Annotated in this window: 20 protein-coding genes and 1 other annotated feature; of the genes, 14 read left to right on the top strand and 6 right to left on the bottom strand. The window is 40.3% G+C overall.

What is annotated here, in order from left to right:
• Nucleotides 1-5 precede the first annotated feature (5 nt).
• Nucleotides 6-1,391 (top strand): DNA repair protein RadA, encoded by a 1,386-nt coding sequence (gene radA / locus MNY66_RS13320; RefSeq protein ID WP_047255051.1) that lies wholly within the window; start codon nt 6-8, stop codon nt 1,389-1,391.
• Between the two features lie 13 nt (nt 1,392-1,404).
• A complete protein-coding gene (gene nadR, locus MNY66_RS13315; RefSeq protein ID WP_047255052.1) occupies nt 1,405-2,637 on the top strand; it encodes a multifunctional transcriptional regulator/nicotinamide-nucleotide adenylyltransferase/ribosylnicotinamide kinase NadR in 1,233 nt (410 codons plus the stop codon).
• 76 nt (nt 2,638-2,713) lie between these two features.
• Here the strand turns inward: nadR and ettA are convergent, their stop codons facing one another.
• Nucleotides 2,714-4,381, bottom strand: a complete 1,668-nt coding sequence (gene ettA, locus MNY66_RS13310) for an energy-dependent translational throttle protein EttA (RefSeq protein ID WP_047255053.1) — start codon at nt 4,379-4,381, stop codon at nt 2,714-2,716.
• 508 nt (nt 4,382-4,889) lie between these two features.
• On the opposite strand from ettA, the gene sltY reads away from it, so the two are divergent.
• Both sltY and trpR read left to right on the top strand, forming a co-directional pair.
• Nucleotides 4,890-6,806, top strand: coding sequence for a murein transglycosylase (sltY, locus tag MNY66_RS13305; RefSeq protein WP_241501063.1), 1,917 nt, complete (start codon nt 4,890-4,892; stop codon nt 6,804-6,806).
• Between the two features lie 71 nt (nt 6,807-6,877).
• Complete coding sequence (gene trpR / locus MNY66_RS13300; protein WP_241501062.1) at nt 6,878-7,198, top strand: trp operon repressor; 321 nt, start codon at nt 6,878-6,880, stop codon at nt 7,196-7,198.
• A gap of 80 nt (nt 7,199-7,278) precedes the next feature.
• On the opposite strand, the gene yjjX is transcribed toward trpR, so the two are convergent.
• On the bottom strand, nt 7,279-7,815 hold the full coding sequence (gene yjjX, locus MNY66_RS13295) for an inosine/xanthosine triphosphatase (RefSeq protein ID WP_047255056.1): 537 nt from the start codon (nt 7,813-7,815) through the stop codon (nt 7,279-7,281).
• Nucleotides 7,816-7,866: 51 nt separating this feature from the next.
• Between yjjX and gpmB the strand changes: the two genes are divergently transcribed.
• Nucleotides 7,867-8,514 (top strand): 2,3-diphosphoglycerate-dependent phosphoglycerate mutase GpmB, encoded by a 648-nt coding sequence (gene gpmB, locus MNY66_RS13290; RefSeq protein WP_047255057.1) that lies wholly within the window; start codon nt 7,867-7,869, stop codon nt 8,512-8,514.
• A 203-nt stretch (nt 8,515-8,717) separates the two neighbouring features.
• On the opposite strand, the gene robA is transcribed toward gpmB, so the two are convergent.
• Nucleotides 8,718-9,626, bottom strand: a complete 909-nt coding sequence (gene robA, locus MNY66_RS13285; RefSeq protein WP_047255058.1) for an MDR efflux pump AcrAB transcriptional activator RobA — start codon at nt 9,624-9,626, stop codon at nt 8,718-8,720.
• A 188-nt stretch (nt 9,627-9,814) separates the two neighbouring features.
• Between robA and creA the strand changes: the two genes are divergently transcribed.
• Nucleotides 9,815-10,294 (top strand): protein CreA, encoded by a 480-nt coding sequence (creA, locus tag MNY66_RS13280; RefSeq protein ID WP_047255059.1) that lies wholly within the window; start codon nt 9,815-9,817, stop codon nt 10,292-10,294.
• A gap of 76 nt (nt 10,295-10,370) precedes the next feature.
• Here the strand turns inward: creA and arcA are convergent, their stop codons facing one another.
• Nucleotides 10,371-11,087 carry a two-component system response regulator ArcA gene (gene arcA / locus MNY66_RS13275; RefSeq protein WP_047255060.1) on the bottom strand — a complete coding sequence of 239 codons (717 nt, stop codon included), beginning with the start codon at nt 11,085-11,087 and terminating at the stop codon, nt 10,371-10,373.
• Nucleotides 11,088-11,757: 670 nt separating this feature from the next.
• Between arcA and thrL the strand changes: the two genes are divergently transcribed.
• From thrL to thrC, 4 genes are all read left to right on the top strand, one after another.
• A complete protein-coding gene (gene thrL / locus MNY66_RS18075) occupies nt 11,758-11,829 on the top strand; it encodes a thr operon leader peptide (protein ID WP_353938184.1) in 72 nt (23 codons plus the stop codon).
• Nucleotides 11,765-11,888 (top strand) — a sequence feature (Thr leader region). Its footprint overlaps the gene before it by 65 nt.
• 25 nt (nt 11,889-11,913) lie before the next feature.
• On the top strand, nt 11,914-14,373 hold the full coding sequence (gene thrA / locus MNY66_RS13270; RefSeq protein WP_241501061.1) for a bifunctional aspartate kinase/homoserine dehydrogenase I: 2,460 nt from the start codon (nt 11,914-11,916) through the stop codon (nt 14,371-14,373).
• A 2-nt stretch (nt 14,374-14,375) separates the two neighbouring features.
• Nucleotides 14,376-15,305 carry a homoserine kinase gene (thrB, locus tag MNY66_RS13265; protein WP_047255090.1) on the top strand — a complete coding sequence of 310 codons (930 nt, stop codon included), beginning with the start codon at nt 14,376-14,378 and terminating at the stop codon, nt 15,303-15,305.
• 3 nt (nt 15,306-15,308) lie between these two features.
• Complete coding sequence (thrC, locus tag MNY66_RS13260; protein ID WP_047255062.1) at nt 15,309-16,601, top strand: threonine synthase; 1,293 nt, start codon at nt 15,309-15,311, stop codon at nt 16,599-16,601.
• A gap of 120 nt (nt 16,602-16,721) precedes the next feature.
• Here the strand turns inward: thrC and yaaA are convergent, their stop codons facing one another.
• On the bottom strand, nt 16,722-17,498 hold the full coding sequence (gene yaaA, locus MNY66_RS13255) for a peroxide stress protein YaaA (protein WP_241501060.1): 777 nt from the start codon (nt 17,496-17,498) through the stop codon (nt 16,722-16,724).
• A 287-nt stretch (nt 17,499-17,785) separates the two neighbouring features.
• Between yaaA and tal the strand changes: the two genes are divergently transcribed.
• A complete protein-coding gene (tal, locus tag MNY66_RS13250) occupies nt 17,786-18,739 on the top strand; it encodes a transaldolase (RefSeq protein ID WP_047255065.1) in 954 nt (317 codons plus the stop codon).
• 394 nt (nt 18,740-19,133) lie between these two features.
• Nucleotides 19,134-19,709 carry a molybdopterin adenylyltransferase gene (gene mog / locus MNY66_RS13245; protein WP_047255066.1) on the top strand — a complete coding sequence of 192 codons (576 nt, stop codon included), beginning with the start codon at nt 19,134-19,136 and terminating at the stop codon, nt 19,707-19,709.
• A 57-nt stretch (nt 19,710-19,766) separates the two neighbouring features.
• Here mog and satP read toward each other — a convergent pair whose 3' ends face one another.
• On the bottom strand, nt 19,767-20,330 hold the full coding sequence (satP, locus tag MNY66_RS13240) for an acetate uptake transporter (RefSeq protein ID WP_047255067.1): 564 nt from the start codon (nt 20,328-20,330) through the stop codon (nt 19,767-19,769).
• A gap of 338 nt (nt 20,331-20,668) precedes the next feature.
• Between satP and dnaK the strand changes: the two genes are divergently transcribed.
• Both dnaK and dnaJ read left to right on the top strand, forming a co-directional pair.
• On the top strand, nt 20,669-22,582 hold the full coding sequence (gene dnaK, locus MNY66_RS13235; protein WP_047255068.1) for a molecular chaperone DnaK: 1,914 nt from the start codon (nt 20,669-20,671) through the stop codon (nt 22,580-22,582).
• Between the two features lie 113 nt (nt 22,583-22,695).
• Nucleotides 22,696-23,850, top strand: a complete 1,155-nt coding sequence (gene dnaJ / locus MNY66_RS13230; RefSeq protein WP_241501059.1) for a molecular chaperone DnaJ — start codon at nt 22,696-22,698, stop codon at nt 23,848-23,850.
• Nucleotides 23,851-23,934 lie beyond the last annotated feature (84 nt).

The following is a 23,934-nucleotide window of genomic DNA, read 5'->3' as shown; positions in this document are numbered from 1 at the left end:
AGGTTGTGGCAAAAGGTGCAAAACGAGCATTTGTCTGTAATGAATGCGGTGCAGATTATCCTCGATGGCAGGGGCAATGCACTGCCTGTAATGCGTGGAATACCATTACAGAAATCCGTTTAGCGGCCAGCCCAGCAGCGGCTCGTAATGATCGATTTACTGGCTACGCGGGTAATAGCGGTATCAGTAAAGTACAAAAACTTTCTGAAATTAGCTTAGAAGAAGTCCCTCGCTTTTCGACTGGATTTAAAGAGTTTGACCGCGTGTTAGGGGGAGGGGTTGTCCCCGGGAGTGCCATATTGATCGGTGGAAATCCTGGTGCAGGGAAAAGTACGTTATTATTACAGACGATGTGTCAGCTATCGGCACAAATGAAAACTCTGTATGTCACCGGTGAAGAATCCTTGCAGCAAGTAGCGATGCGAGCCCATCGTTTAGGGTTACCGACCGATAATTTGAATATGTTATCGGAAACCAGTATCGAACAAATCTGCTTAACAGCAGAACAAGAAAACCCTAAATTAATGGTTATCGACTCGATTCAAGTCATGCATATGGCTGATATTCAATCCTCCCCGGGGAGCGTGGCGCAGGTCAGAGAAACAGCCGCTTATTTAACACGCTTTGCCAAAACCCGAGGTGTGGCAATCGTTATGGTCGGGCATGTCACCAAAGATGGTTCATTAGCTGGCCCTAAAGTATTGGAGCACTGCATCGATTGCTCAGTAATGCTCGACGGTGATGGTGATTCACGGTTCAGAACTTTACGTAGCCATAAAAACCGTTTTGGGGCGGTGAATGAGCTGGGGGTCTTTGCCATGACAGAGCAAGGACTTAAAGAGGTTAGCAATCCTTCTGCTATATTCTTGAGTCGCGGCGAAGAAATTACTTCTGGCAGTTCGGTCATGGTAGTTTGGGAAGGCACGCGACCTTTATTGGTTGAGATCCAAGCGCTAGTGGATCATTCAATGATGTCTAATCCGCGTCGTGTTGCTGTTGGCTTAGAACAAAATCGCTTAGCTATTTTATTGGCCGTGCTGCATCGTCACGGTGGATTATTAATGGCGGATCAAGACGTATTCGTCAATGTCGTTGGTGGGGTAAAAGTCACTGAAACTAGTGCGGATTTAGCTTTATTGCTCTCTTTAGTGTCTAGTTTTCGTGATAGACCTCTACCACGGGATTTAGTGGTATTTGGCGAAGTTGGTTTAGCCGGTGAAATTCGCCCCGTTCCTAGTGGACAAGAGCGTATTTCTGAAGCGGCTAAACATGGGTTCAAACGCGCCATCGTACCTTATGCTAATATGCCTAAAAAGCCCTTACCGAACATGAAAGTGTACGGCGTAAAAAAACTTGCTGATGCACTCAGCGTAATGGAAGAATTTGACTGAATCGGAGGGACTGATGGCAGAGTTTGATTATTTAAAAGATGCGATTAGGCAGACAGGTTATACCTTACAACAAGTTGCCGATGCTAGCGAGATGACTAAAGGTTATTTGAGTCAGCTAATTAATAATAAAATCAAAAGTCCAAGCGCCCAAAAAATAGCTGCTTTGCACCGTTTTCTTGGTTTGGAATACCCACAAAAAGAGAAAGTGGTCGGAGTGGTTTTTGGTAAATTTTATCCTTTACATACGGGCCATATTTATCTGATACAACGTGCTTGTAGTCAGGTCGATGAATTACATGTAATCCTTTGCCATGATGAGCCGCGGGATAAAAATCTGTTCCTTAACAGCTCGATGTCACAGCAGCCAACAGTGAGCGATCGCTTACGTTGGTTATTACAAACTTTTAAATATCAGAAAAATATTCATATCCATTTATTTGATGAAAAAGGTATTGAACCCTATCCGCACGGTTGGCAAGTGTGGAGCGAAGGAATGCATAAGTTTCTTAAGCAGAAAAATATCCGCCCAAGTTATATTTATTCGGGCGAAAAAAACGATGCGCCACGCTATAAAAAATACTTGGGTATTGAAACCACGTTGATAGATCCTGAACGTAGTTTTATGAATATTAGTGGCCACCAAATCCGGCAGGCACCGTTTAAATATTGGGAATACATCCCAACTGAAGTTAAGCCATTCTTTGTACGAAAAGTAGCGATTTTAGGTGGAGAATCGAGTGGAAAATCAACTTTAGTCAATAAATTAGCCAATATTTTCAATACTACCAGTGCGTGGGAATTCGGTCGGGATTATGTTTTTTCTCACCTTGGCGGTGATGAAATGGCATTGCAATACTCAGATTACGATAAAATTGCATTGGGTCACGCTCAATATATTGATTTTGCAGTTAAATATGCAAATAAAGTTGCTTTTATTGATACTGATTTTATTACCACACAGGCTTTCTGCAAACGTTATGAAGGTAAAGAACATCCGTTTGTTCAAGCACTCATTGATGAGTATCGTTTTGATTTGGTTATTTTATTAGAGAATAATACTCCGTGGGTGGCAGATGGATTACGCAGCTTAGGCAGCGATCAAGATCGCCAGACATTTCAAACCTTATTGATTGAAATGCTAAATAAAAATAATGTCGATTTTGTGCATGTGGACTCTCCTGATTATGATACGCGTTTTTTACGTTGTGTAGAGTTAGTCCAACAGCTATTAATGATGGAAAATTAAGTTATTTTGAATCAACAAACGGCACCCAGAAGGTGCCGTTTTAATTATATTTATCAACAAGATGTCAAAATAATAATTATTTGATCATTTTTTTGTATTTAATGCGATGTGGTTGAAGTGCTTCCGCGCCCAGAGTGCGTTTTTTGAAGTCTTCATATTCGGTGAAGTTACCTTCGAAGAACGCGACTTTACCTTCATCTTGATAATCAATAATGTGCGTTGCGATACGGTCAAGGAACCAACGGTCATGGGAAATGACCATAGCACAGCCCGGGAATTCTAATAAGGCGTTTTCCAGCGCACGCAGAGTTTCGATATCTAGGTCATTGGTTGGCTCATCTAATAACAGCATGTTACCGCCAACTTGTAACAGTTTGGCGAGATGCAGACGACCCCGTTCACCTCCGGAAAGTTCTCCTACGCGCTTACCCTGGTCTGTTCCTTTAAAGTTAAATCGACCGACATAAGCGCGGCTTGGCAGTTCGAAATTGCCAATACGCATAATATCTTGGCCGTTAGATACTTCTTCCCAGACGGTTTTGCTGTCGTCCATCTCATCACGGAACTGATCAACTGACGCGACTTTAACCGTGTCACCTAAACTGATGGTTCCTGAATCTGGTTGTTCTTGACCGGAGATCATGCGGAACAATGTTGATTTACCCGCTCCGTTCGGACCGATAATACCGACAATCGCACCTTTAGGAATAGCAAAGCTCAGGTTATCGATCAGCATACGATCGCCATACGATTTGCTTAGATTCTCAACTTCGAGAACTTTATCACCTAAACGTGGACCTGGTGGAATAAACAGCTCGCTAGTTTCGTTACGTTTTTGATACTCAACGTTATTAAGTTCTTCGAAACGAGCTAAACGGGCTTTGCCTTTGGCTTGGCGGCCTTTTGGATTTTGACGGATCCATTCAAGTTCTTTCTCGATAGATTTACGGCGAGCCGCTTCTGAAGAGGCTTCTTGCGCCAAGCGATTATCTTTTTGCTCTAACCAAGAAGAATAGTTACCTTCCCATGGAATACCTTCACCACGGTCAAGCTCTAAGATCCAGCCGGCGACATTGTCTAAGAAGTAACGGTCATGGGTAATTGCCACAACAGTACCTTCATAATCATGTAAGAAGCGTTCTAACCAAGCGACGGATTCAGCATCCAAGTGGTTAGTTGGCTCATCGAGCAGCAGCATGTCTGGTTTTTCTAACAGTAAACGACAAATTGCTACACGACGGCGTTCACCCCCAGATAAATGTTTAATTTGGGCATCCCAAGCAGGTAAGCGAAGTGCATCTGCCGCACGCTCTAACTGGTTATCCAGATTATGACCATCGTGTGATTGAATAATGGCTTCTAATTGACCTTGTTCTTTGGCTAATTGATCAAAATCAGCATCAGGATCTGCATAAGCCGCATACACTTCATCCAGACGATTCAGCGCATTTTTAACTTCGCTAACGCCTTCTTCGACCGCTTCACGTACGGTATGTTCTAAATTAAGTTTAGGTTCCTGTGGCAGGTAACCAATTTTAATTCCTGGTTGCGGGCGCGCTTCACCTTCAATATCTGTATCGATACCCGCCATAATGCGCAGTAAGGTAGATTTACCTGCCCCGTTAAGACCTAAAACACCGATCTTTGCTCCCGGAAAAAAGCTTAAAGAGATGTTCTTTAAAATATGCCGTTTAGGTGGGACAACTTTCCCCACGCGGTGCATAGAATAAACGTATTGAGCCAATTTTATATACCCTATGATTTCTAAAAGTTATCGTTTTTGCTATCGCTAATTAAATGAATTTTATGATTATTATCAGTTCTTTCTTTAACTTATAACTATTCTAAGCCAGTAGAATACTGATTAACCAATATCAGCTATCAGCAATAACCTGATTATCACTAATTGGATAAACTTGTTTGCTTGATAGTTTAGCCTTTTTTATTCTTTTATCCTATCTATCATGCTGGGTTTAGTCGTTTGTTTATGATTGTGCTTAAACTTATCTAAGAACTGATTATGAGCTGATGATGGGAGATGTGGTATTTTATTGTTATTAGCTAAATTATTCTGGTTAAACGCCGTAAACTTAGGGTGAGCAGTGTTAATCATCGTATTAAAGTATTGAATAATCACATGCAAATAGATAAATATTTGATAAAGTGATGGATAATTATTGTTGTTAGCGAAAAAATTGAAATCATTTTTAGGTTAACGGTATAAATATCAAGGTAATAAGGAGCGGTGCTTCATGAATAAGTGGTGGATAGCAGCGATACCTGCTGCGGTAATGCTGGTATCAGCAGCCAGTTGGGCAGACAGTCTTTCGCAACAACGTGAACGTTATCAAGCGATTAAACAGGCTTGGGATGCTAAAAATATGGATGAAGTTGAGCGATTAATGCCAACTTTACAGGATTATCCATTATATCCTTATTTAGAGTATCGTGAATTATCCCAAGATATGGATATTGTCTCCGCCAAGCAAGTGAATGATTTTATTGCAACGCATCCTAATTTACCGCCAGCACGCTCGCTTAAAGCTCGATTTGTCAATGAATTAGCACGCCGTCAAGAATGGTCCGCATTATTGGCTTTTAGCCCCGAAGCGCCCAAGCCAGCAGAAGCAAGATGCAATTATTACTATGCTAACTGGGTAACAGGGCAACAACAAATTGCTTGGCAGGGCGCTGAAGAAGCTTGGTTGAATGGAAATTCAATGCCATCAAGTTGCGATAAGTTATTTGACGCTTGGGAAAAAGAAGGCCAATTAACCCCCGAATTGATCTTACAGCGTATTAGCTTAGCAATTAAAAGTGGAAATACCTCAATTGCGAGTTATTTGGCCAAGCGCTTACCGGCGAGTTATAAAACTATTTCTGATGCTTTAATTAAATTGCAAAATAATCCGGCATCGGTGACTCAATTCGCGCGCGAAACTGCAGCGACTGATTTTACTCGCGAAGCTACGTTAGCTGCGTTTAGCCGCTTTGCTCGTCAATCGCCAGATCAGGCGAGAGAAGCGATTAATACCATTGCTCGTGCGCAAAAAATGAATGCTAAAGAGCGTCAACAAATGAGTGAATCTGTCGCTTGGCAATATATGGGCGAGGTGACTCCTGAGCAGCAAAAATGGCGCGATGAGGTGATTAATAATTCTAATTCTGCATCATTATTGGAGCGTCGAGTTCGCTTATCATTAGGTTTAAATGATAAACCGGGCGTGGCTCAATGGCTGAAAAGACTGCCTGAAGAAAGTAAAACCAAAGAGGAATGGCAGTATTGGTTGGCGATGACGTTGATTGATCAAGGTAAAAAAGCTGAAGGTGAGGCTATTTTACGTAAGTTGATGGAGTCACGAGGCTTTTATCCTATGGTTGCTGCACAACAACTTAATCTGACATATCCTTTATATATCAAGGCTGCTGAACAACCTGATAGCAGTATAGCCTCATTGCCTGAAATTAATCGTATTCGTGAATTGATGTATTGGGAAATGGATAATCAGGCAAGAAATGAATGGATTAATTTAGTTTCAACTCAGCCAGCCAATAAACAAGAGCAACTTGCCCGCTATGCATTGCAACAAAATTGGGCCGATTTAAGCGTTCAGGCTACGATTAGTGCCAAACTTTGGGATCATCTAGAAGAGCGTTTTCCATTAGCTTGGGGAGCTGAGTTCGATCGTTATACTAAAAATAAAAGTATCGATAAAAGTTATGCGATGGCGATTGCTCGCCAAGAAAGTGCTTGGAATCCTCAGGCACGTTCACCGGTTGGAGCAACAGGTTTGATGCAAATTATGCCCGCTACTGCAAAGCATACTGTTGATACTCAAGGGATTAGCGGCTATGTGAATAGTAGTCAGTTAGTTGATCCGATTAAAAATATCGAAATTGGTACTGCTTATTTAGAGTCGGTTTATCAACAGTTTGGTAATAACCGTATCTTAGCTAGCGCGGCGTATAATGCCGGTCCATCGCGAGTGAATCGTTGGCTTAATAATAGTGCAGGGCGTTTGGACGCCGTGGCATTTATTGAAAGTATTCCGTTCTCTGAAACCCGAGGCTATGTTAAAAATGTATTAGCTTACGATTTGTTTTATAAGAACTTTTTGCATCAAAAAGCGAATGTTCTGACTAATTCAGAGTGGTTAATGCGTTATTAAAGTAGGAAATGCGGTGATTTGTGTGCTTTTATGTTATGATTTGTACTAGTTGAATAGTATGGCGGAATAACATGGCAGCAAATCACCTTAATGATCCGGCGCTGATGGCTGATGATAACGATGACTGGCAACGCTTTGTCCGGTTACTTCAGCATGCTTTTGAGCAAGATCTACAGCATCCAGTTCTACAACTCTTATTAACTCCTGATGAACGTACAGCATTAGCAACTCGTGTACGTATTATTCAGGAATTAATGCGCGGAGAAATGAGCCAGCGGGAGTTAAAGTCTGAGCTTGGTGTCGGGATTGCAACGATAACTCGTGGTTCAAATAGCTTGAAATCAGCACCGACAGACGTGAAAAATTGGTTAGAACAACAGTTGCTTAAATAATTAGTTTTATCAATGAATTAAGCTAAATTTTACGAGAAAGGGGCAAACAATGCCCCTTTTAGTTTATTTTTTAGGTATAATCAATCTTCTATCTGGTTAAGCTCTTTATAAATTTCATGCTTGATGGGAACCAGTGCAAGTATCAGCGCTTGTTGGTATACGCTTGTGCGGGTTAATAAACCATTGGTGAAGAATCCTATTGCGCCACCTTGCTGTTTGATATTATCAATTCCGGTTAAATCTGCCATTTCATCACCTAGCTCGCGACCTTCACGAATTCCTGCTAGGATTTTTTCTGGTATCATTAAACTTGCAGAACGTGATTCTCCTCGAATTTGTTTATGTTCGACGACAATCCAAGCAAAAGTCATATCTTCATCAACCCCTGCTTCAATTCCCACCCAGAAGTCAGCTTCAGGGCGAACTTGACGTGACGCCATTACGCGTTGTCTTGCGCCTGTGCGCGTTTCATTATTACCGAGAGGTTGTTGTGGAACGCTGCTATCGACGTTGATGTCTTCAATTTGATAGTTGCCTGGTCCAAATACAGCATCGAAAGCAAGGGTAATCGCTTTTATTTTGGCAGGATTAGTCGTTGCAGCTATAACTTGATACATTAATTATTTTTCCTTTGAACATATATCGCGAAGTAATTACGGAACAAATCTATGTTACAGGTTTATCTTGTTCGCCATGGCGAAACCGAATGGAACGTGGCTCGCCGTATTCAGGGTCAGTCCGACAGTCCTTTAACTGAAACCGGGAAACAACAGGCCAGGCAGGTTGCGGAAAGAGTAAAATCCGAAGGTATAACGCATATTATCACTAGTGATATGGGGCGCACACGCGAAACTGCACAAATAATTGCACAACAATGTGATTGCCAAGTGATTGCCGATCCTCGTTTACGTGAATTAAATATGGGGGTGCTAGAGCAACGCGATATCGATTCTCTCACTGAAACCGAAGAATTATGGCGTAAAAGCCTGATTGATGGTACGCCTGATGGGCGAATTCCTGAAGGTGAATCAATGAATGAGTTGGCTACTCGTATGTTTGCGGCATTAGAAAACTGCCGTAATTTACCCGAGGGAAGCCGCCCATTATTGGTCAGTCATGGGATTGCATTAAGCGCATTACTTAGCCGAATTCTCGGAGTTCCAGCGCATTCGGAACGTCGTTTGCGTTTACGTAACTGTTCAATATCGCGTGTTGATTATCAAAATAGCCCGTGGTTAGCAAATGGTTGGATTGTTGAAACGGCAGGTGAAGTGACACATTTAACCCAGCCAGCACTGGATGAACAGCAAGCGTAAATGATTTTATACGCTAATGTGATGTTTCAGGCCGATTTTTGTTGATAGAACTCGGCCTAAAACATCAGTAGTTGATGATATTATTTATATTTTAACTACGTATGCTATTTTTGAACGCTACTTTTGAATGGATGCCTCTTTTATAAGCGGTATTTCTTGATAAAGGCATTTTCATCGATACATTTCATTCTACTATAACCGCTTTATTGGTACTGTTTTATTGGCACTTTTATTGGCACATAGTAATCAAAAGCCGCGATATGATGTTTAGGATCAGTATTCTCCATATCTTCAGGAGACAGTGGTTTTAAAATATAATGTTCAATATCATAGCCCGACCGACGAGTTAATTTTAGTTGTGGCAAATACACACCATAAATCATATGCAAAAATTCTTGCAGATTCTGGCGTGTGGCTTCCCCTCTAAAACCAAATTTTACATAATCACCGCCCGGTAAATTAATTCCTCGGTATTTATCATTATTCAAATCTGCATTTTTAGGCTCTACCGCTGTGGTATAAAATACTGTTTGGTCATCATCATGCTCTGAATTATGCACTACATGATGTAAACCAAAAACTTCTGTAGGAACGACGGTAGTATGACTTAAATAATAATGCCAAAAATCATGGCGCATTTTAGAGCAGGCCGTCGACCATTCTTCTAAGGCATAGCTGCAACTTTGTTCGAAACCAAGTAATTGTTTTTCAGGTAAATTAACAAACTCAGGTTCAGCATGAGGGCGCTCATCGAGAATAATCGGCGGACAAATACCTGTGGCACACCACTCCTCATTACGACGGTATAATGCCGGTGTAATATCAAATTGTTTTTTAAAAGCGCGCGTAAAGGTTTGTTGAGAATCAAAACGATACTGCAAAGCGATATCCAAAATTGGACGACTAGTAAGCCTTAATGCAACAGCTGCACGAGAAAGACGCCTAGCACGGATATAGGAACCAATCGCTTGATTAGTGATCTCTTTGAACATTCGTTGCAAATGCCATTTGGAATATCCCGCTTTAGCTGCGACATTATCTAGTGAAAGGGGTTTGTCTAGATTTTCATCCAACCAGCGGAGAAGATCACGAATAATGTTGGTCTGATCCATATATATTCCTAGTCAATTAGACCTGAAAAATTGATATAGGTGATTAACAAACCGCTATTCTATATCAAGTTAGCTTTTTCGTTTATAGTAAATACGTTTAATTCTATACTATTGTTCAGTGGGTTATTATTTACTGCGTTATTTATCTGCTGGATATTCGGCTAAAAAATATTTAGAGAGAAAACAGTATGCGATTGCTTCATGTAAAAAACTTATTTTTAGCAGTGATATTAAGTGCTCTGCCAGCTATTTCTTATGCTGAAGTTGTTGGCTCTGTTGATACTGTTTTTAAAGTATTTGGACCAGATCATAAGATTGTAGTCGAAGCATTTGATGATCCTGATGTTGAGAACGTCACTTGTTATATTAGTCGAGCAAAGACTGGCGGAATAAAAGGCGGGCTTGGTTTAGCCGAAGATACTGCCGATGCAGCGATTTCTTGTCAGCAGGTTGGGCCGATTACATTAACCGATCGGGTTAAACGCTCGCCTAAAAAAGGACAAGTGGTATTTCAAAAACGGACATCCTTAGTTTTCAAAAAATTGCAGGTAGTACGTTTTTATGATGATAAACGCAATGCTCTGATTTATCTTACTTATTCAGATAAAATTATTGAAGGCTCTCCGGACAACGCATTAAGTGCTGTGCCGATCATTCCTTGGCATTAAATCTGAATAAAAAAAATAACCGACGCTTGTTATGTCAGCGTCGGTTATTTTAATACCAAAATTATTTAGCCAAATATTATTCGACTAAATCACCACAGAAACGATAGCCTTCACCGTGAATAGTCGCGATGATTTCTGGAGTGTCTGGTGTTGATTCAAAATGCTTACGAATACGACGAATAGTCACATCAACAGTACGGTCATGAGGTTTAAGCTCACGGCCAGTCATTTTTTTCAGCAGTTCTTCACGAGTTTGAATTTTGCCCGGGTTTTCACAGAAATGCAGCATGGCACGGAACTCACTGCGTGGCAGCTTATAGTGCTCGCCAGCTGGGCTAACTAATGAACGGCTGTTAATGTCTAATTCCCAGCCATTAAATTTATAGCTTTCCACTTGGCGACGTTCTTCGCTGTTACCCGCTAAATTCATAGTACGAGAAAGCAAGTTGCGTGCGCGAATAGTTAATTCGCGAGGATTAAACGGCTTAGTAATGTAATCATCAGCACCAATTTCTAGGCCAAGAATTTTATCAACTTCGTTATCACGGCCAGTTAAAAACATTAATGCAATGCTTTCTTGTTCACGTAATTCACGAGCCAGCAATAAACCATTTTTACCGGGTAAATTAATATCCATAATGACCAGATTAATATCATGATCAGATAATACATTGTGCATTTCTGCGCCATCAGTAGCTTCGTGAACAATATATCCTTCTGCTTCAAAAATACTTTTGAGTGTATTGCGTGTGACAATCTCGTCTTCAACAATTAAAATGTGAGGGGTTTGCATAGTTGCTACCTAAATATTTAAAAATAGAAATCGTAGACTTAAGTTATGTTTTTAGTGAATGAGTTATTTATTCTTTTTGGGAACCAAAAACCTGACATAAGTTATTAATCTTGTATTACAAAACATCAATGCATTGAATACTACTATATTTTATTCTATAGGAAGTAAAGATAAATAGAGATATTTAATGACATGGTTTTGTTAACAGCAATATAACAGCTAATACTGCATTTACCACCTAAAAAAATAACTTTTATTGATACATATCAAAATTAATTGTAGCACGTTAACAACGTTTTCGATGTGTAAATTATGATAAATAAATATAAATTTTATCATAAAAGTAGAGCTAACGAGTGTGAAATTTTGATTTTTTGATTCTATTCTAGGGTGCTATTTCATGGTTACTAATTGAACACTAATGTGCTTAAGTTATCAAAAATTAAATTAAAGTTAAATATTTTTGTGATTTAAACTAACTTAGTTGTTTGTGTTGGTTTTTTGATATATTGCCGATGAAGAATATTTTTTCAAATCAGAAGTTGGTATATTTACTGTGATTTGTTGATTGATATTGAGCTTGAAAATAGCTAATAATTTGACAATTTATGCTGATTGCTTTAACCAGTATAGGGTAGAAGTTAACGACTCAATAGACAGACAGGAATTTATGCGCACAATCAGCCTGACAACCATTATTATTACAACCACCACCGAAACCACAGGTAACGGGGCGGGCTGACGCATCTTAAAAAACAAATGAAAAAAGCCCGCATCCAATAAGATGCGGGCTTTTTTTTGAGGCAAGGATCAGGAGATAAATACCATGCGAGTACTAAAATTTGGCGGAACTTCAGTCGCAAATGATCAACGGGTATTAAACGTTGCCGAGATTGCGGAAAGTAAACTTGAAGATGGACAGGTCGCGTTGGTGCTTTCTGCACCGGCAAAAATTACCAATCATCTGGTGGCAATGATTGAAAAAACAGTTGAAGGCAAAGATGTCATTACTCATGTGAATGATGCTGAGCAGATCTTCGATACATTATTAACGGGCTTACGCGATAAGCAGCCTGGTTTTGATTATGAACGACTTAAAAAACTCACTGAAAACGAATTCGCCCAAATTAAACAAGTACTGCATGGTATTTCTCTTCTAGGTCAATGCCCAGACAGCATCAATGCTGCTATTATTTGCCGCGGTGAAAAATTATCTATCGCTATCATGGAATCAGTATTAACTGCTCGTGGCCATAAAGTAACTGTAATAGATCCGGTGAAAAGTCTACTAGCAAAAGGGCATTATTTAGAATCGGCAGTGGATATAAGTGAATCAACCCAACGTATTTCTGCATTAAATATTCCCGCTGATCATATAATTTTAATGGCAGGATTTACTGCAGGAAATGAAAAAAACGAATTAGTTGTTCTTGGTCGTAATGGTTCTGATTATTCGGCCGCAGTATTAGCAACTTGCTTGCGTGCTGATTGCTGTGAAATATGGACGGATGTTGATGGAGTCTATACTTGTGACCCGCGAGTTGTTGCTGATGCCCGATTATTAAAAGGCATGTCTTATCAAGAAGCAATGGAACTTTCTTATTTTGGCGCTAAAGTTTTACATCCCCGCACTATTGCTCCAATTGCTCAATTCCAAATTCCTTGTCTGATCAAAAATACTACTAATCCATCCGCTCCTGGAACATTAATTGGAGATGGACAAAAAGATGACAGTACGCCAGTTAAAGGGATTACTAATCTCAGTAATATGGCGATGATCAACGTATCCGGGCCCGGTATGAAAGGCATGGTCGGCATGGCTGCGCGTATTTTTTCTGTTATGTCACGTAAAGGCATCTCAGTCGTGTTAATCACGCAATCATCTTCTGAATATAGCATCAGTTTTTGTGTGCCACAAAATGAATTGAAACGCGCGCGTTTAGCATTGGAAGAAGAATTTTATCTGGAGCTAAAAGATGGTCTATTAGACGAGCTGGATGTTATGGAACAGCTGTCGATCATTTCGGTTGTTGGTGACGGAATGCGTACTTTAAAAGGAATTTCAGCCCGTTTCTTTGCGGCATTAACTCGCGGTAATATTAATATTGTGGCGATAGCTCAAGGGTCATCAGAGCGTTCTATTTCTGCGGTTATTGCTAATGAAGCGGGAACGACTGCGGTACGCTTATGCCATCAGATGCTGTTTAATACAGCGCAAGTAGTTGAAGTCTTTATTGTTGGTGTCGGTGGCGTGGGTAGCGCATTGATTGAACAAATTCATCGTCAGCAGCAATGGTTACGCCAAAAACATATCGATTTGCGTGTTTGTGGGATTGCTAATTCAAAAGCTATGCTGACAGATATGCAAGGGATAGATTTGAGTCACTGGGCATCTGCGCTGGCAGAAGCTTCTGAGCCGTTTAGTTTAAGTCGTTTAATTCGTTTAGAGCGTGAATATCACTTCTTGAATCCTGTGATTGTTGATTGTACCTCTAATCAGGCGATTGCTGAGCAGTACGTTAACTTCTTGAAAGATGGCTTTAATGTCGTTACTCCAAACAAGAAAGCCAATACTCTGAGCATGGATTATTATCATCAATTGCGCGTAGCAGCTGAACATTCAAAACGTAAGTTCCTTTATGATACCAACGTCGGTGCGGGATTACCGGTGATTGAAAACTTACAAAATTTATTAAATGCAGGGGATGAATTAGTCCATTTTAGTGGAATACTATCAGGATCATTATCCTTTATTTTTGGTAAGTTAGATGAAGGAATGTCGTTATCTGAAGCTACGTTATTAGCTAAAGAAAAAGGATTTACTGAGCCCGATCCTCGTGATGATCTTTCGGGAATGGATGTGGCGCGTAAATTACTTATCCTCGCCCGTGAAGCGGGCTATAAATTAGAATTAGACGATATTAATATCGAACCAGTATTACCGGCTGATTTCGATAGCAGTGGCGATGTTGCTGAATTTATGGCGCGTTTGCCTTCATTAGATCAACAGTTTGCAGACAAACTTCGCCAAGCAGCAGTGGATGAAAAAGTGCTGCGTTATGTTGGTATGATTGAAGAAGGGCGTTGTCAGGTTAAAATGGTTGCTGTAGATGGCAACGATCCACTGTTTAAAGTTAAAAACGGTGAGAATGCCTTAGCCTTCTATACACGCTATTATCAACCCATCCCGTTAGTACTGAGAGGCTATGGTGCGGGTAATGATGTCACAGCAGCCGGTGTTTTTGCTGATGTATTACGTACTTTATCGTGGAAACTGGGGGTTTAAAAGTGGTTAAAGTTTATGCGCCAGCATCAATTGGTAATGTCAGTGTCGGATTCGATGTGCTGGGCGCAGCAGTTTCTCCGATTGATGGCACGTTATTAGGTGACTGTGTTACCGTCAAATCAGCCGATGGATTCTCACTAAAAAATGAAGGGCGCTTTGTTAGTAAACTCCCTAAAAAACCTGAACACAATATCGTTTATCAATGCTGGCAATTATTTTGTGAGCGGCTTGGCAAAACATTGAATGTTGAAATGATATTAGAAAAAAATATGCCAATCGGCTCGGGATTAGGATCAAGTGCCTGTTCCGTTGTTGCTGGATTAATGGCATTAAATGAGTATGCGGGAAAGCCGTTTGATGAAACCATACTGTTAGAAATGATGGGTGAACTTGAAGGGCGAATTTCAGGCAGCGTTCATTACGATAATGTGGCTCCATGTTATTTGGGCGGTTTACAGCTGATCCTCGAACAAAATGGAATTATTTCACAACCTGTACCAGCCTTCGAACAGTGGTACTGGGTTATGGCTTATCCTGGAATTAAAGTTTCCACGGCAGAGGCGCGTGCAATTTTACCAGACAGCTATTCGCGTAAAGATATTATTAATCATGGGCGTTATTTATCCGGTTTTATTCATGCTTGTCATACTCAGCAGCCAGAATTAGCCGTAAGCATGATTAAAGATGTGGTTGCCGAGCCATACCGAACTCAATTATTGCCAAGGTTTGCACAAGCAAGAGAAGCCGCACGTGAAATTGGTGCATTGGCTTGTGGGATTTCTGGTTCAGGGCCGACATTATTTGCTATTTGTAATGATCAACAAACCGCTGAAACAATGGCTGAGTGGCTGGAACAAAATTACGTTCAAAATGATGAAGGATTTGTGCATATCTGCCGTCTGGATCTCGCAGGCGCAAGGACAATAGGGTAAATAATGAAACTGTATAATTTAAAAGATAATAGTGAACAAGTCAGTTTTGCGCAGGCGGTTAAACAAGGGTTAGGCAGACAACAAGGGCTGTTTTTTCCTCAAGATCTGCCAGAATTCAGCCGTGATGAAATTAATCAATTATTAAAATTAGATTTTGTCACACGCAGTAGCCGCATTCTATCTGCTTTTATTGGCGATGAAATTCCTGCGGAGCAATTAGCTGAGCGAGTTAAAACTGCGTTTGCTTTTCCTGCGCCAGTGGTTGAAGTTGAGAATGATGTGGCGAGTCTAGAGCTATATCATGGACCTACATTAGCATTTAAAGATTTTGGTGGCCGTTTTATGGCTCAAATGCTGACACAAGTTGCGGGTAATGAGCCGGTAACAATTTTAACCGCCACATCAGGTGATACTGGAGCCGCGGTAGCACATGCGTTTTATCGCTTAAATAACGTTCGTGTTGTGATCCTTTACCCTGAGGGCAAAATTAGCCCATTACAGGAAAAATTATTCTGTACGCTGGGTGAAAACATCCACACCGTAGCAGTTAAAGATGATTTTGATGCTTGCCAAGCGTTAGTGAAACAAGCGTTCGATGATGAAGAACTAAAGAAAGCGGTACATCTAAACTCAGCTAACTCTATTAACATCAGTCGTTTATTAGCGCAAATCTGTTATTACTTTGAAGCTGTCTCACAAATAGCTGAAGATAAACGTGAACAGTTAGTTATTTCAGTTCCAAGTGGTAATTTTGGTGATTTAACCGCGGGCTTATTAGCTAAAGCCATGGGTTTACCTGTTAAACGCTTTATTGCAGCGACTAACGTTAATGATACTGTGCCGCGTTATTTAGAAAATGGAAAATGGCTGCCACATCAAACCGTAGCGACATTATCCAATGCCATGGATGTTAGCCAACCGAACAACTGGCCGCGTATTGAAGAGTTATTCCAGCGCAAAGGCTGGTCATTGAGTGAGTTAGCTCATGGCGCAGTTACTGATGAAGTAACAAAAGAAACGGTACGTGAGCTAGATAAAAAAGGTTATCTTTCTGAGCCACATGCTGCGGTCGCTTATCATGTTCTGCGTAATCAACTGCAAGCTGGCGAATATGGATTATTCTTAGGAACAGCTCACCCTGCCAAGTTCAAAGAGAGCGTAGAAGCTATTTTGAACAAAACATTACCGTTGCCACAGGCATTGGCGGAGCGCGCTGAATTGCCATTATTGTCACATTATTTACCGGCTGATTTTAGCCAGTTACGTGATTTTTTGATGAAAGTTGCGAATAAATAATTAGTAAAAACGGAAGCTAAATGCTTCCGTTTTTTTATGGTTTATAGCATATAGTGTATTGTGCATACCTCATAGCCTATAGTACGAGATAGGATCGTCAGATAGCGTGATTTGCTGAAATTAAAACTGCTCAGCGCGTTTAAACACTAATTCATTATCTTGTGATGCAGACTCGGCAAAAACATAGCCCTCAAGATTGAATTCAGTCAGCTGATCTACGGTAGTTAACTGATTTTGAATAATAAAGCGGCTCATCAATCCTCGAGCTTTTTTAGCATAGAAGCTGATGACTTTAAATTGTCCATTTTTCTCGTCAAGAAATACCGGCTTGATAATTGTGGCTTCCAGTTGTTTTTGGTTAACGGCTTTAAAATATTCATCTGAGGCTAAATTAATTAAGATATTATCACCTTGCTGTCTAATAGCTTGGTTTAGTTGCTGTGTAATAATATCGCCCCAAAACTCGTACAGATCTTTACCACGTTGATTTTTAAGTCGTGTTCCCATTTCTAGACGGTAAGGTTGCATTAAATCTAGTGGACGTAAAACACCATATAGGCCAGATAGCATTCTTAAATGCTGCTGTGCGAAAGTAAAATCTGCAGAACTAAAAGTTTCAGCTTGCATACCCGTATAAACATCACCTTTAAAAGCCAGAATAGCTTGGCGAGCGTTTTCTGGTGTAAAATTAGGCTGCCATTCGCCAAAGCGAGCTGCATTTAATCCGGCAATTTTATCACTCACTTTCATTAAATGGCTGATATCGGCAGGTGTTAGCTGTCGGCATATATCAATAAGCTGCTGTGACTGTTCGAGTAATTCAGGCTGTGTAAACTCTTTTGTCACTAAAGGTGTTTCATAATCCAATGTTTTTGCAGGCGAAATAGTAATCAGCATAAAAATTAATCCCTGTAAGACAATATTGTATTTACTGTAACAAAATTTAATGCAAAAAGGTTAATAGCTGAAATAAGAAAAAATGATTAACATTTTAATCATATTCGTCTTATTCTATTATGATGGCTTAATGGATTCAGTTTTAATTTCACTAGCGAAATCGTTTGCTAATCAAATAGTTGAGTTTGAAATGATTAAGCTCCTTGCAGCTAACTACGTCCGTGTTATTATCAATGAACGGTACGGCATTTGCCTCAACTCCATCTATAACAACGAGATTATAAGAAATGACCGATAAATTAACCTCCTTACGTAAATTAACCACCGTAGTTGCAGATACTGGCGATATTGAAGCGATGAAGCTTTATAAACCTGAAGATGCGACAACTAACCCATCTCTTATCCTTAATGCTGCACAAATTCCTGAATACCGTAAACTTATCGATGAAGCGGTAGAATGGGCACGTAAGCAAAGTGATAATCGTGCTCAACAAATTATTGATGCGTGCGACAAACTTGCAGTCAATATTGGTTTAGAAATCCTAAAATTAGTCCCTGGTCGTGTTTCAACTGAAGTGGATGCGCGTCTGTCATACGATACCGAAGCGTGTATCGCTAAAGCTCGTCGTTTAATTAAACTGTATAATGAAGCGGGTATTAGCAACGACCGTATTCTGATCAAATTGGCCTCAACTTGGCAGGGTATTCGTGCTGCAGAACAACTGGAAAAAGAAGGTATCAACTGTAATCTGACCTTATTGTTCTCCTTTGCTCAAGCGCGTGCTTGTGCAGAAGCTGGTGTTTTCCTGATCTCTCCATTCGTTGGCCGTATTCTGGACTGGCATAAAGCTAACAGTGATAAAAAAGAATACGCACCACAGGAAGATCCAGGTGTTATTTCTGTAACTGAAATTTATAATTTCTATAAAGAACATGGCTTTAAAACGGTTGTTATGGGCGCAAGCTTCCGTAACAGTGGTGAAATTTTAGAGCTAGCGGGCTGTGACCGCTTGACTATTGCTCCAGCATTGCTGAAAGAATTGTCAGAAAGCCAAGGTGAAGTGGTACGTAAATTGACTGATGCTGGCAAAACCAAGCAGCTTCCTGCACCATTAACTGAAGCGGAATTCTATTGGGATCATAATCAAGATCCAATGGCGATTGATAAACTAGCGGAAGGTATCCGTAAATTTGCCATCGACCAAGAAAAACTGGAAAAAATGATCGCTGATTTACTGTAAGTAATTAGAGATTATATTTAATAATATCTTACAGATAAGATATTAATTGATAAAAAGACTGCACCTGAGAAGGGCGGTCTTTTTTACGTTTAGCGAGTGTTGATAATAGTCTAATTTAATTATCATCCATATGAATGTGAATTTAGGATGATCACCGGTTTATTTTTATATCATTGTTAAACCAGAGTTAGCGTTAAATAAAAATTCACGTTAATTTATGGGGTATAAATCCTGACAAATAATCGGGGGAAGTTATACGATAACATAGGATAACGCTGCAACTTTAATGACCCTCATGATACTATTTAGCCCATAGAAAAGCGGTGAGACGAGAGTGCTCGCCCCTGAATATCTTTTGAATTTGAGCTATCCCGCGAGTTAATTAGAGGTTGGTATGAATGAGTTGCGCATAGGTCTGGTTTCGGTTTCCGATCGTGCTTCTAATGGTATTTATGAAGATAAAGGGATCCCCGCACTAGAAAATTGGTTATCTACGGTGATAACGACACCATTTAGCGTAGAAACCCGTTTAATCCCAGATGAGCAATCGCTGATTGAACAAACATTATGTGAGTTGGTTGATGAATTTGGCTGTCATTTAGTATTAACTACTGGGGGAACCGGGCCTGCGAGGCGAGATGTCACCCCAGATGCAACTTTGGCTGTTGCTGATCGTGAAATGCCTGGATTTGGCGAACAAATGCGGCAGATTAGCTTGAAGTTTGTTCCGACGGCTATTTTATCTCGTCAGGTTGGCGTCATTCGCCATCAATCATTGATATTGAATTTACCTGGACAACCTAAAGCTATTGCGGAAACACTGGAAGGATTGAAAAATCAGCAAGGTGAGGTGATTGTAGCCGGTATTTTTGCTAGCGTTCCTTATTGTATTCAATTACTCGATGGCCCTTATGTAGAAACTAATCCAAAGATTGTAACAGCCTTTCGACCAAAATCTGCGATTCGTTAATTTAGGTATAAAAATTAATCAGGTGATTGAATTCACCTGATTAATCCAAATATATAACTAGCGTTGGCCAATAGGCAATACAGTACGCCCGTATTGTTCATTTAATACTTCAGCCATTGCTAAATAAAATGCACTTGCTCCGCAAATAATTCCAACATAGCCAGCAATTTTTAATAATGACTCACTGCCGGTAAAATTAGCAATCGCCAGCAGAGCAAACAGAATAGTTAAGCTCCCAAAGACAAATTGCAAAGCGGTGTTAGCTTTAAGTGTGCCAACAAACATAAACAGAGTGAAAATTCCCCAAATTAGCAAATAGACTGCTAAAAATGCAGGCTCAGTCGGCTCTGCTAGCCCCATTGTAGGTAAAAATAGTAAGCCAACTAAAGTGAGCCAGAACATACCGTAAGAGGTAAAAGCAGTCGCAGCAAAGGTATTTCCTTTTTTATATTCGAAAATACCTGCGATAACTTGAGCTATACCACCGTAAAAAATTCCCATGCTCAAAATAACAGAGGCAAGGGGGAAAAAACCTGCATTATGAATATTTAATAGGATGGTTGTCATACCAAAACCTAGTAATCCTAATGGACCGGGATTCGCAAGCGTACTTGAGTGCATATAACCTCTGAAAAAGAATAATAATTTCAAATATATAAATAAAATAAAGAGCCACGAGATTTACCGTGGCCGCGCATCATACGTACAATTAATCGTACAGACAATGATCATGAGCTGTATTTTTTGATAAAAAATCCGAAAAAATTTTAATTTTCCCCTTGATGAATTAATTTATGCCCCCATCTTTTATATCAACCATAGTTATCGGTCTCATTCACTGTTATAGACAGAAATTTTTTTTGAGGTTGGAGAAAAAACTCCCTTGAAAATGAAATATTGAGCCTCATATAGATTGGTAACGAGATTTAATAAAAAGAATTCCTTTGGAGGCGTTTAGAATGGGTAAAATTATTGGTATCGACTTGGGTACTACTAACTCATGTGTAGCAATTATGGATGGCGCAAATGCGCGCGTATTAGAAAATGCTGAAGGCGATCGTACTACCCCTTCAATAATTGCTTATACACAGGACGGTGAAATTTTAGTAGGTCAGCCAGCAAAACGTCAGGCTGTAACTAATCCACAAAATACACTGTTTGCAATCAAACGTCTGATCGGTCGTCGTTTCCAAGACGAAGAAGTTCAGCGTGATGAATCAATCATGCCATTCAAAATTATCTCTGCTGATAATGGTGATGCATGGATTGATGTTAAAGGTCAAAAATTAGCTCCACCACAGATTTCTGCTGAAATCCTGAAAAAAATGAAGAAAACAGCAGAAGATTATTTAGGTGAGCCAGTGACTGAAGCAGTGATTACTGTTCCAGCTTACTTTAACGATGCTCAGCGCCAAGCAACTAAAGATGCTGGCCGTATCGCAGGTTTAGATGTTAAACGTATCATCAACGAACCAACAGCGGCTGCATTAGCTTACGGTTTAGATAAAGAAATCGGTAATCGTACTATTGCGGTTTATGACTTAGGTGGTGGTACATTCGACCTGTCAATTATTGAAATTGATGAAGTTGATGGCGAAAAAACTTATGAAGTTTTAGCAACCAATGGTGATACTCACTTAGGTGGTGAAGACTTTGATAACCGTCTGATTAACTATCTGGTTGACGAATTTAAGAAAGAACAAGGTGTTGATCTGCATAACGATCCACTGGCAATGCAACGTCTGAAAGAAGCTGCAGAGAAAGCTAAAATTGAGCTATCATCTGCACAGCAAACGGATGTTAACTTACCATACATCACTGCAGATGCATCAGGTCCTAAACATATGAATATTAAAGTGACTCGTGCAAAATTAGAGTCACTGGTAGAAGATTTAATCAAACGCTCTATGGAGCCAGTAAAAGTTGCTCTGAAAGATGCAAACTTAAGCGTAAACGAAATTAACGACGTTATTTTAGTCGGTGGTCAGACTCGTATGCCACTGGTACAGAAAGTTGTTGCTGATTTCTTTGGTAAAGAACCACGTAAAGACGTCAACCCTGACGAAGCAGTTGCGATTGGTGCTGCGGTTCAAGGTGGTGTGTTAGCGGGTGATGTTAAAGATGTGCTGTTACTTGACGTAACTCCATTGTCTTTAGGTATTGAAACTATGGGCGGTGTTATGACTGCTCTGATTGCTAAAAATACCACGATCCCAACTAAACACAGCCAAGTGTTCTCTACCGCTGAAGATAATCAATCAGCAGTAACTATTCACGTGCTGCAAGGTGAGCGTAAACGTGCAAGTGATAACAAATCACTGGGTCAGTTTAATCTGGATGGTATCCAAGCTGCGCCTCGTGGGATGCCTCAAATCGAAGTTACTTTCGATATTGATGCTGATGGTATCTTGCATGTTTCTGCGAAAGATAAAAATAGTGGTCGTGAGCAACAAATTACCATTAAAGCATCTTCTGGTCTGAACGAAGAAGAAATCGCGAAAATGGTAAATGAAGCGGAAGCCAATGCTGAAGCTGACCGTAAATTTGAAGAATTGGTTCAAACGCGTAACCAAGCTGACCAACTGGTTCATGGTACACGTAAACAAATTCAAGAAGCCGGTGAGCAATTGCCAGCAGAAGATAAAGAGAAAATCGAAAAAGCTTTATCTGAACTGGAAGCCTCTTTAAAAGGTGAAGATAAAGCAGAAATCGAAGCGAAAATTCAAGCGCTGGTAGAAGCTTCATCTAAACTGATGGAAATGGCTCAGCAGCAAGCTCAAGCGGGTGCTGCAAATGCAGGCGCAGAAGCTAAAAAAGATGATGATGTTGTTGACGCAGAGTTTGAAGAAGTTAACGACAAAGACAAAAAATAAGGCCCTTAGCGGGCGCAGTGACCCGATAGGGAATTATCTTATCAGTTGCTGAATTCCGGACACGGGCGTTGAGGAAACTCTTCGCCCGTGTGCGTATGTTAAGGGTAAATTAAATGGCAAAAGTAGATTTTTACGAAGTTTTAGGTCTTTCTAAAACTGCGACAGATCAAGAGATCAAAAAAGCGTATAAGCGCTTAGCGATGAAATATCATCCTGATCGTAATCAGGGTAATAAAGACGAATCTGAAAAAAAATTCAAAGAAATCAAGGAAGCATACGAAGTCCTTTCTGACGAACAAAAACGTGCCGCTTATGACCAATATGGTCATGCAGCCTTTGAGCAAGGTGGAATGGGCGGAGGCGGCGGTGGCTTCGGTGGTGGTTTCGGCGGTGGCGCTGATTTCAGCGATGTTTTTGGTGACGTCTTCGGCGATATATTCGGCGGAGGACGCCGTCAGCAACGTTCTAGTCGTGGATCTGATCTTCAGTACAACATCGACTTAACACTAGAAGAAGCTGTTCGTGGGGTGACCAAAGAGATCCGTATTCCTATATTACAAACTTGTGATGTTTGTCATGGTAATGGAGCGAAACCGGGTACTGATGTTGAGACTTGTTCTACCTGTCATGGTGCAGGCCAAGTTCATATGCGCCAAGGATTTTTCTCGGTTCAGCAGCCTTGTCCAACTTGTCATGGTCGTGGAAAAATTATTAAAGAGCCGTGCAACAAATGTCATGGGCATGGTCGAGTTGAGAAATATAAAACCTTATCCGTTAAGATCCCAGCGGGCGTTGATACTGGAGATAGAGTTCGCTTAAGTGGCGAAGGTGAAGCCGGAGATAATGGCGCACCAGCGGGTGATTTATATGTACAGGTAAGAGTTTTACCTCATCATATTTTTGAGCGGGATGATAATAACCTGCATTGCGAAGTGCCGATTAATTTCACTGTGGCTGCATTAGGCGGTGAAATTGAAGTACCAACGCTGGATGGTCGAGTAAAACTTAAGATCCCAGCAGAAACGCAAACAGGCAAAATCTTCCGTATGAAGAATAAAGGTGTGAAATCTGTCCGTGGTGGACATCAGGGAGATTTGATGTGCCATATCGTGGTAGAAACACCGGTTAAACTCAACGAAAAACAGAAAGAATTATTACGAGAATTAGGCGAATCTTTAGGCGGGACTAGTGGCGAAAAAAATAGCCCGCGTTCAAAACGCTTTTTAGATAGCGTGAAAAAATTCTTTGATGATTTAACCAATAAATAATTTTTCTGTCGTTTATCATCATAGCTTAGCTGTATTCTAGTTAAAAATAACGCCCATATTATGAGAGTAATATGGGCGTTATTA

This window comes from Moellerella wisconsensis (assembly GCF_022592395.1).
GTDB classification, from domain to species: Bacteria; Pseudomonadota; Gammaproteobacteria; order Enterobacterales; family Enterobacteriaceae; genus Moellerella; species Moellerella wisconsensis.
This window is presented reverse-complemented; position numbering and strand designations above follow the sequence as displayed.

What these genes read in the sequence shown, in the direction of transcription:
- tal (WP_047255065.1), top strand. Translation starts at nt 17,786, where the DNA reads ATGACCGATAAATTAACCTCCTTACGTAAATTAACCACCGTAGTTGCA.
- yaaA (WP_241501060.1), bottom strand. Translation starts at nt 17,498, where the DNA reads ATGCTGATTACTATTTCGCCTGCAAAAACATTGGATTATGAAACACCT.
- creA (WP_047255059.1), top strand. Translation starts at nt 9,815, where the DNA reads ATGCGATTGCTTCATGTAAAAAACTTATTTTTAGCAGTGATATTAAGT.
- gpmB (WP_047255057.1), top strand. Translation starts at nt 7,867, where the DNA reads ATGTTACAGGTTTATCTTGTTCGCCATGGCGAAACCGAATGGAACGTG.
- thrC (WP_047255062.1), top strand. Translation starts at nt 15,309, where the DNA reads ATGAAACTGTATAATTTAAAAGATAATAGTGAACAAGTCAGTTTTGCG.
- mog (WP_047255066.1), top strand. Translation starts at nt 19,134, where the DNA reads ATGAATGAGTTGCGCATAGGTCTGGTTTCGGTTTCCGATCGTGCTTCT.
- nadR (WP_047255052.1), top strand. Translation starts at nt 1,405, where the DNA reads ATGGCAGAGTTTGATTATTTAAAAGATGCGATTAGGCAGACAGGTTAT.
- robA (WP_047255058.1), bottom strand. Translation starts at nt 9,626, where the DNA reads ATGGATCAGACCAACATTATTCGTGATCTTCTCCGCTGGTTGGATGAA.
- satP (WP_047255067.1), bottom strand. Translation starts at nt 20,330, where the DNA reads ATGCACTCAAGTACGCTTGCGAATCCCGGTCCATTAGGATTACTAGGT.
- thrA (WP_241501061.1), top strand. Translation starts at nt 11,914, where the DNA reads ATGCGAGTACTAAAATTTGGCGGAACTTCAGTCGCAAATGATCAACGG.
- dnaK (WP_047255068.1), top strand. Translation starts at nt 20,669, where the DNA reads ATGGGTAAAATTATTGGTATCGACTTGGGTACTACTAACTCATGTGTA.
- yjjX (WP_047255056.1), bottom strand. Translation starts at nt 7,815, where the DNA reads ATGTATCAAGTTATAGCTGCAACGACTAATCCTGCCAAAATAAAAGCG.
- dnaJ (WP_241501059.1), top strand. Translation starts at nt 22,696, where the DNA reads ATGGCAAAAGTAGATTTTTACGAAGTTTTAGGTCTTTCTAAAACTGCG.
- arcA (WP_047255060.1), bottom strand. Translation starts at nt 11,087, where the DNA reads ATGCAAACCCCTCACATTTTAATTGTTGAAGACGAGATTGTCACACGC.
- sltY (WP_241501063.1), top strand. Translation starts at nt 4,890, where the DNA reads ATGAATAAGTGGTGGATAGCAGCGATACCTGCTGCGGTAATGCTGGTA.
- trpR (WP_241501062.1), top strand. Translation starts at nt 6,878, where the DNA reads ATGGCAGCAAATCACCTTAATGATCCGGCGCTGATGGCTGATGATAAC.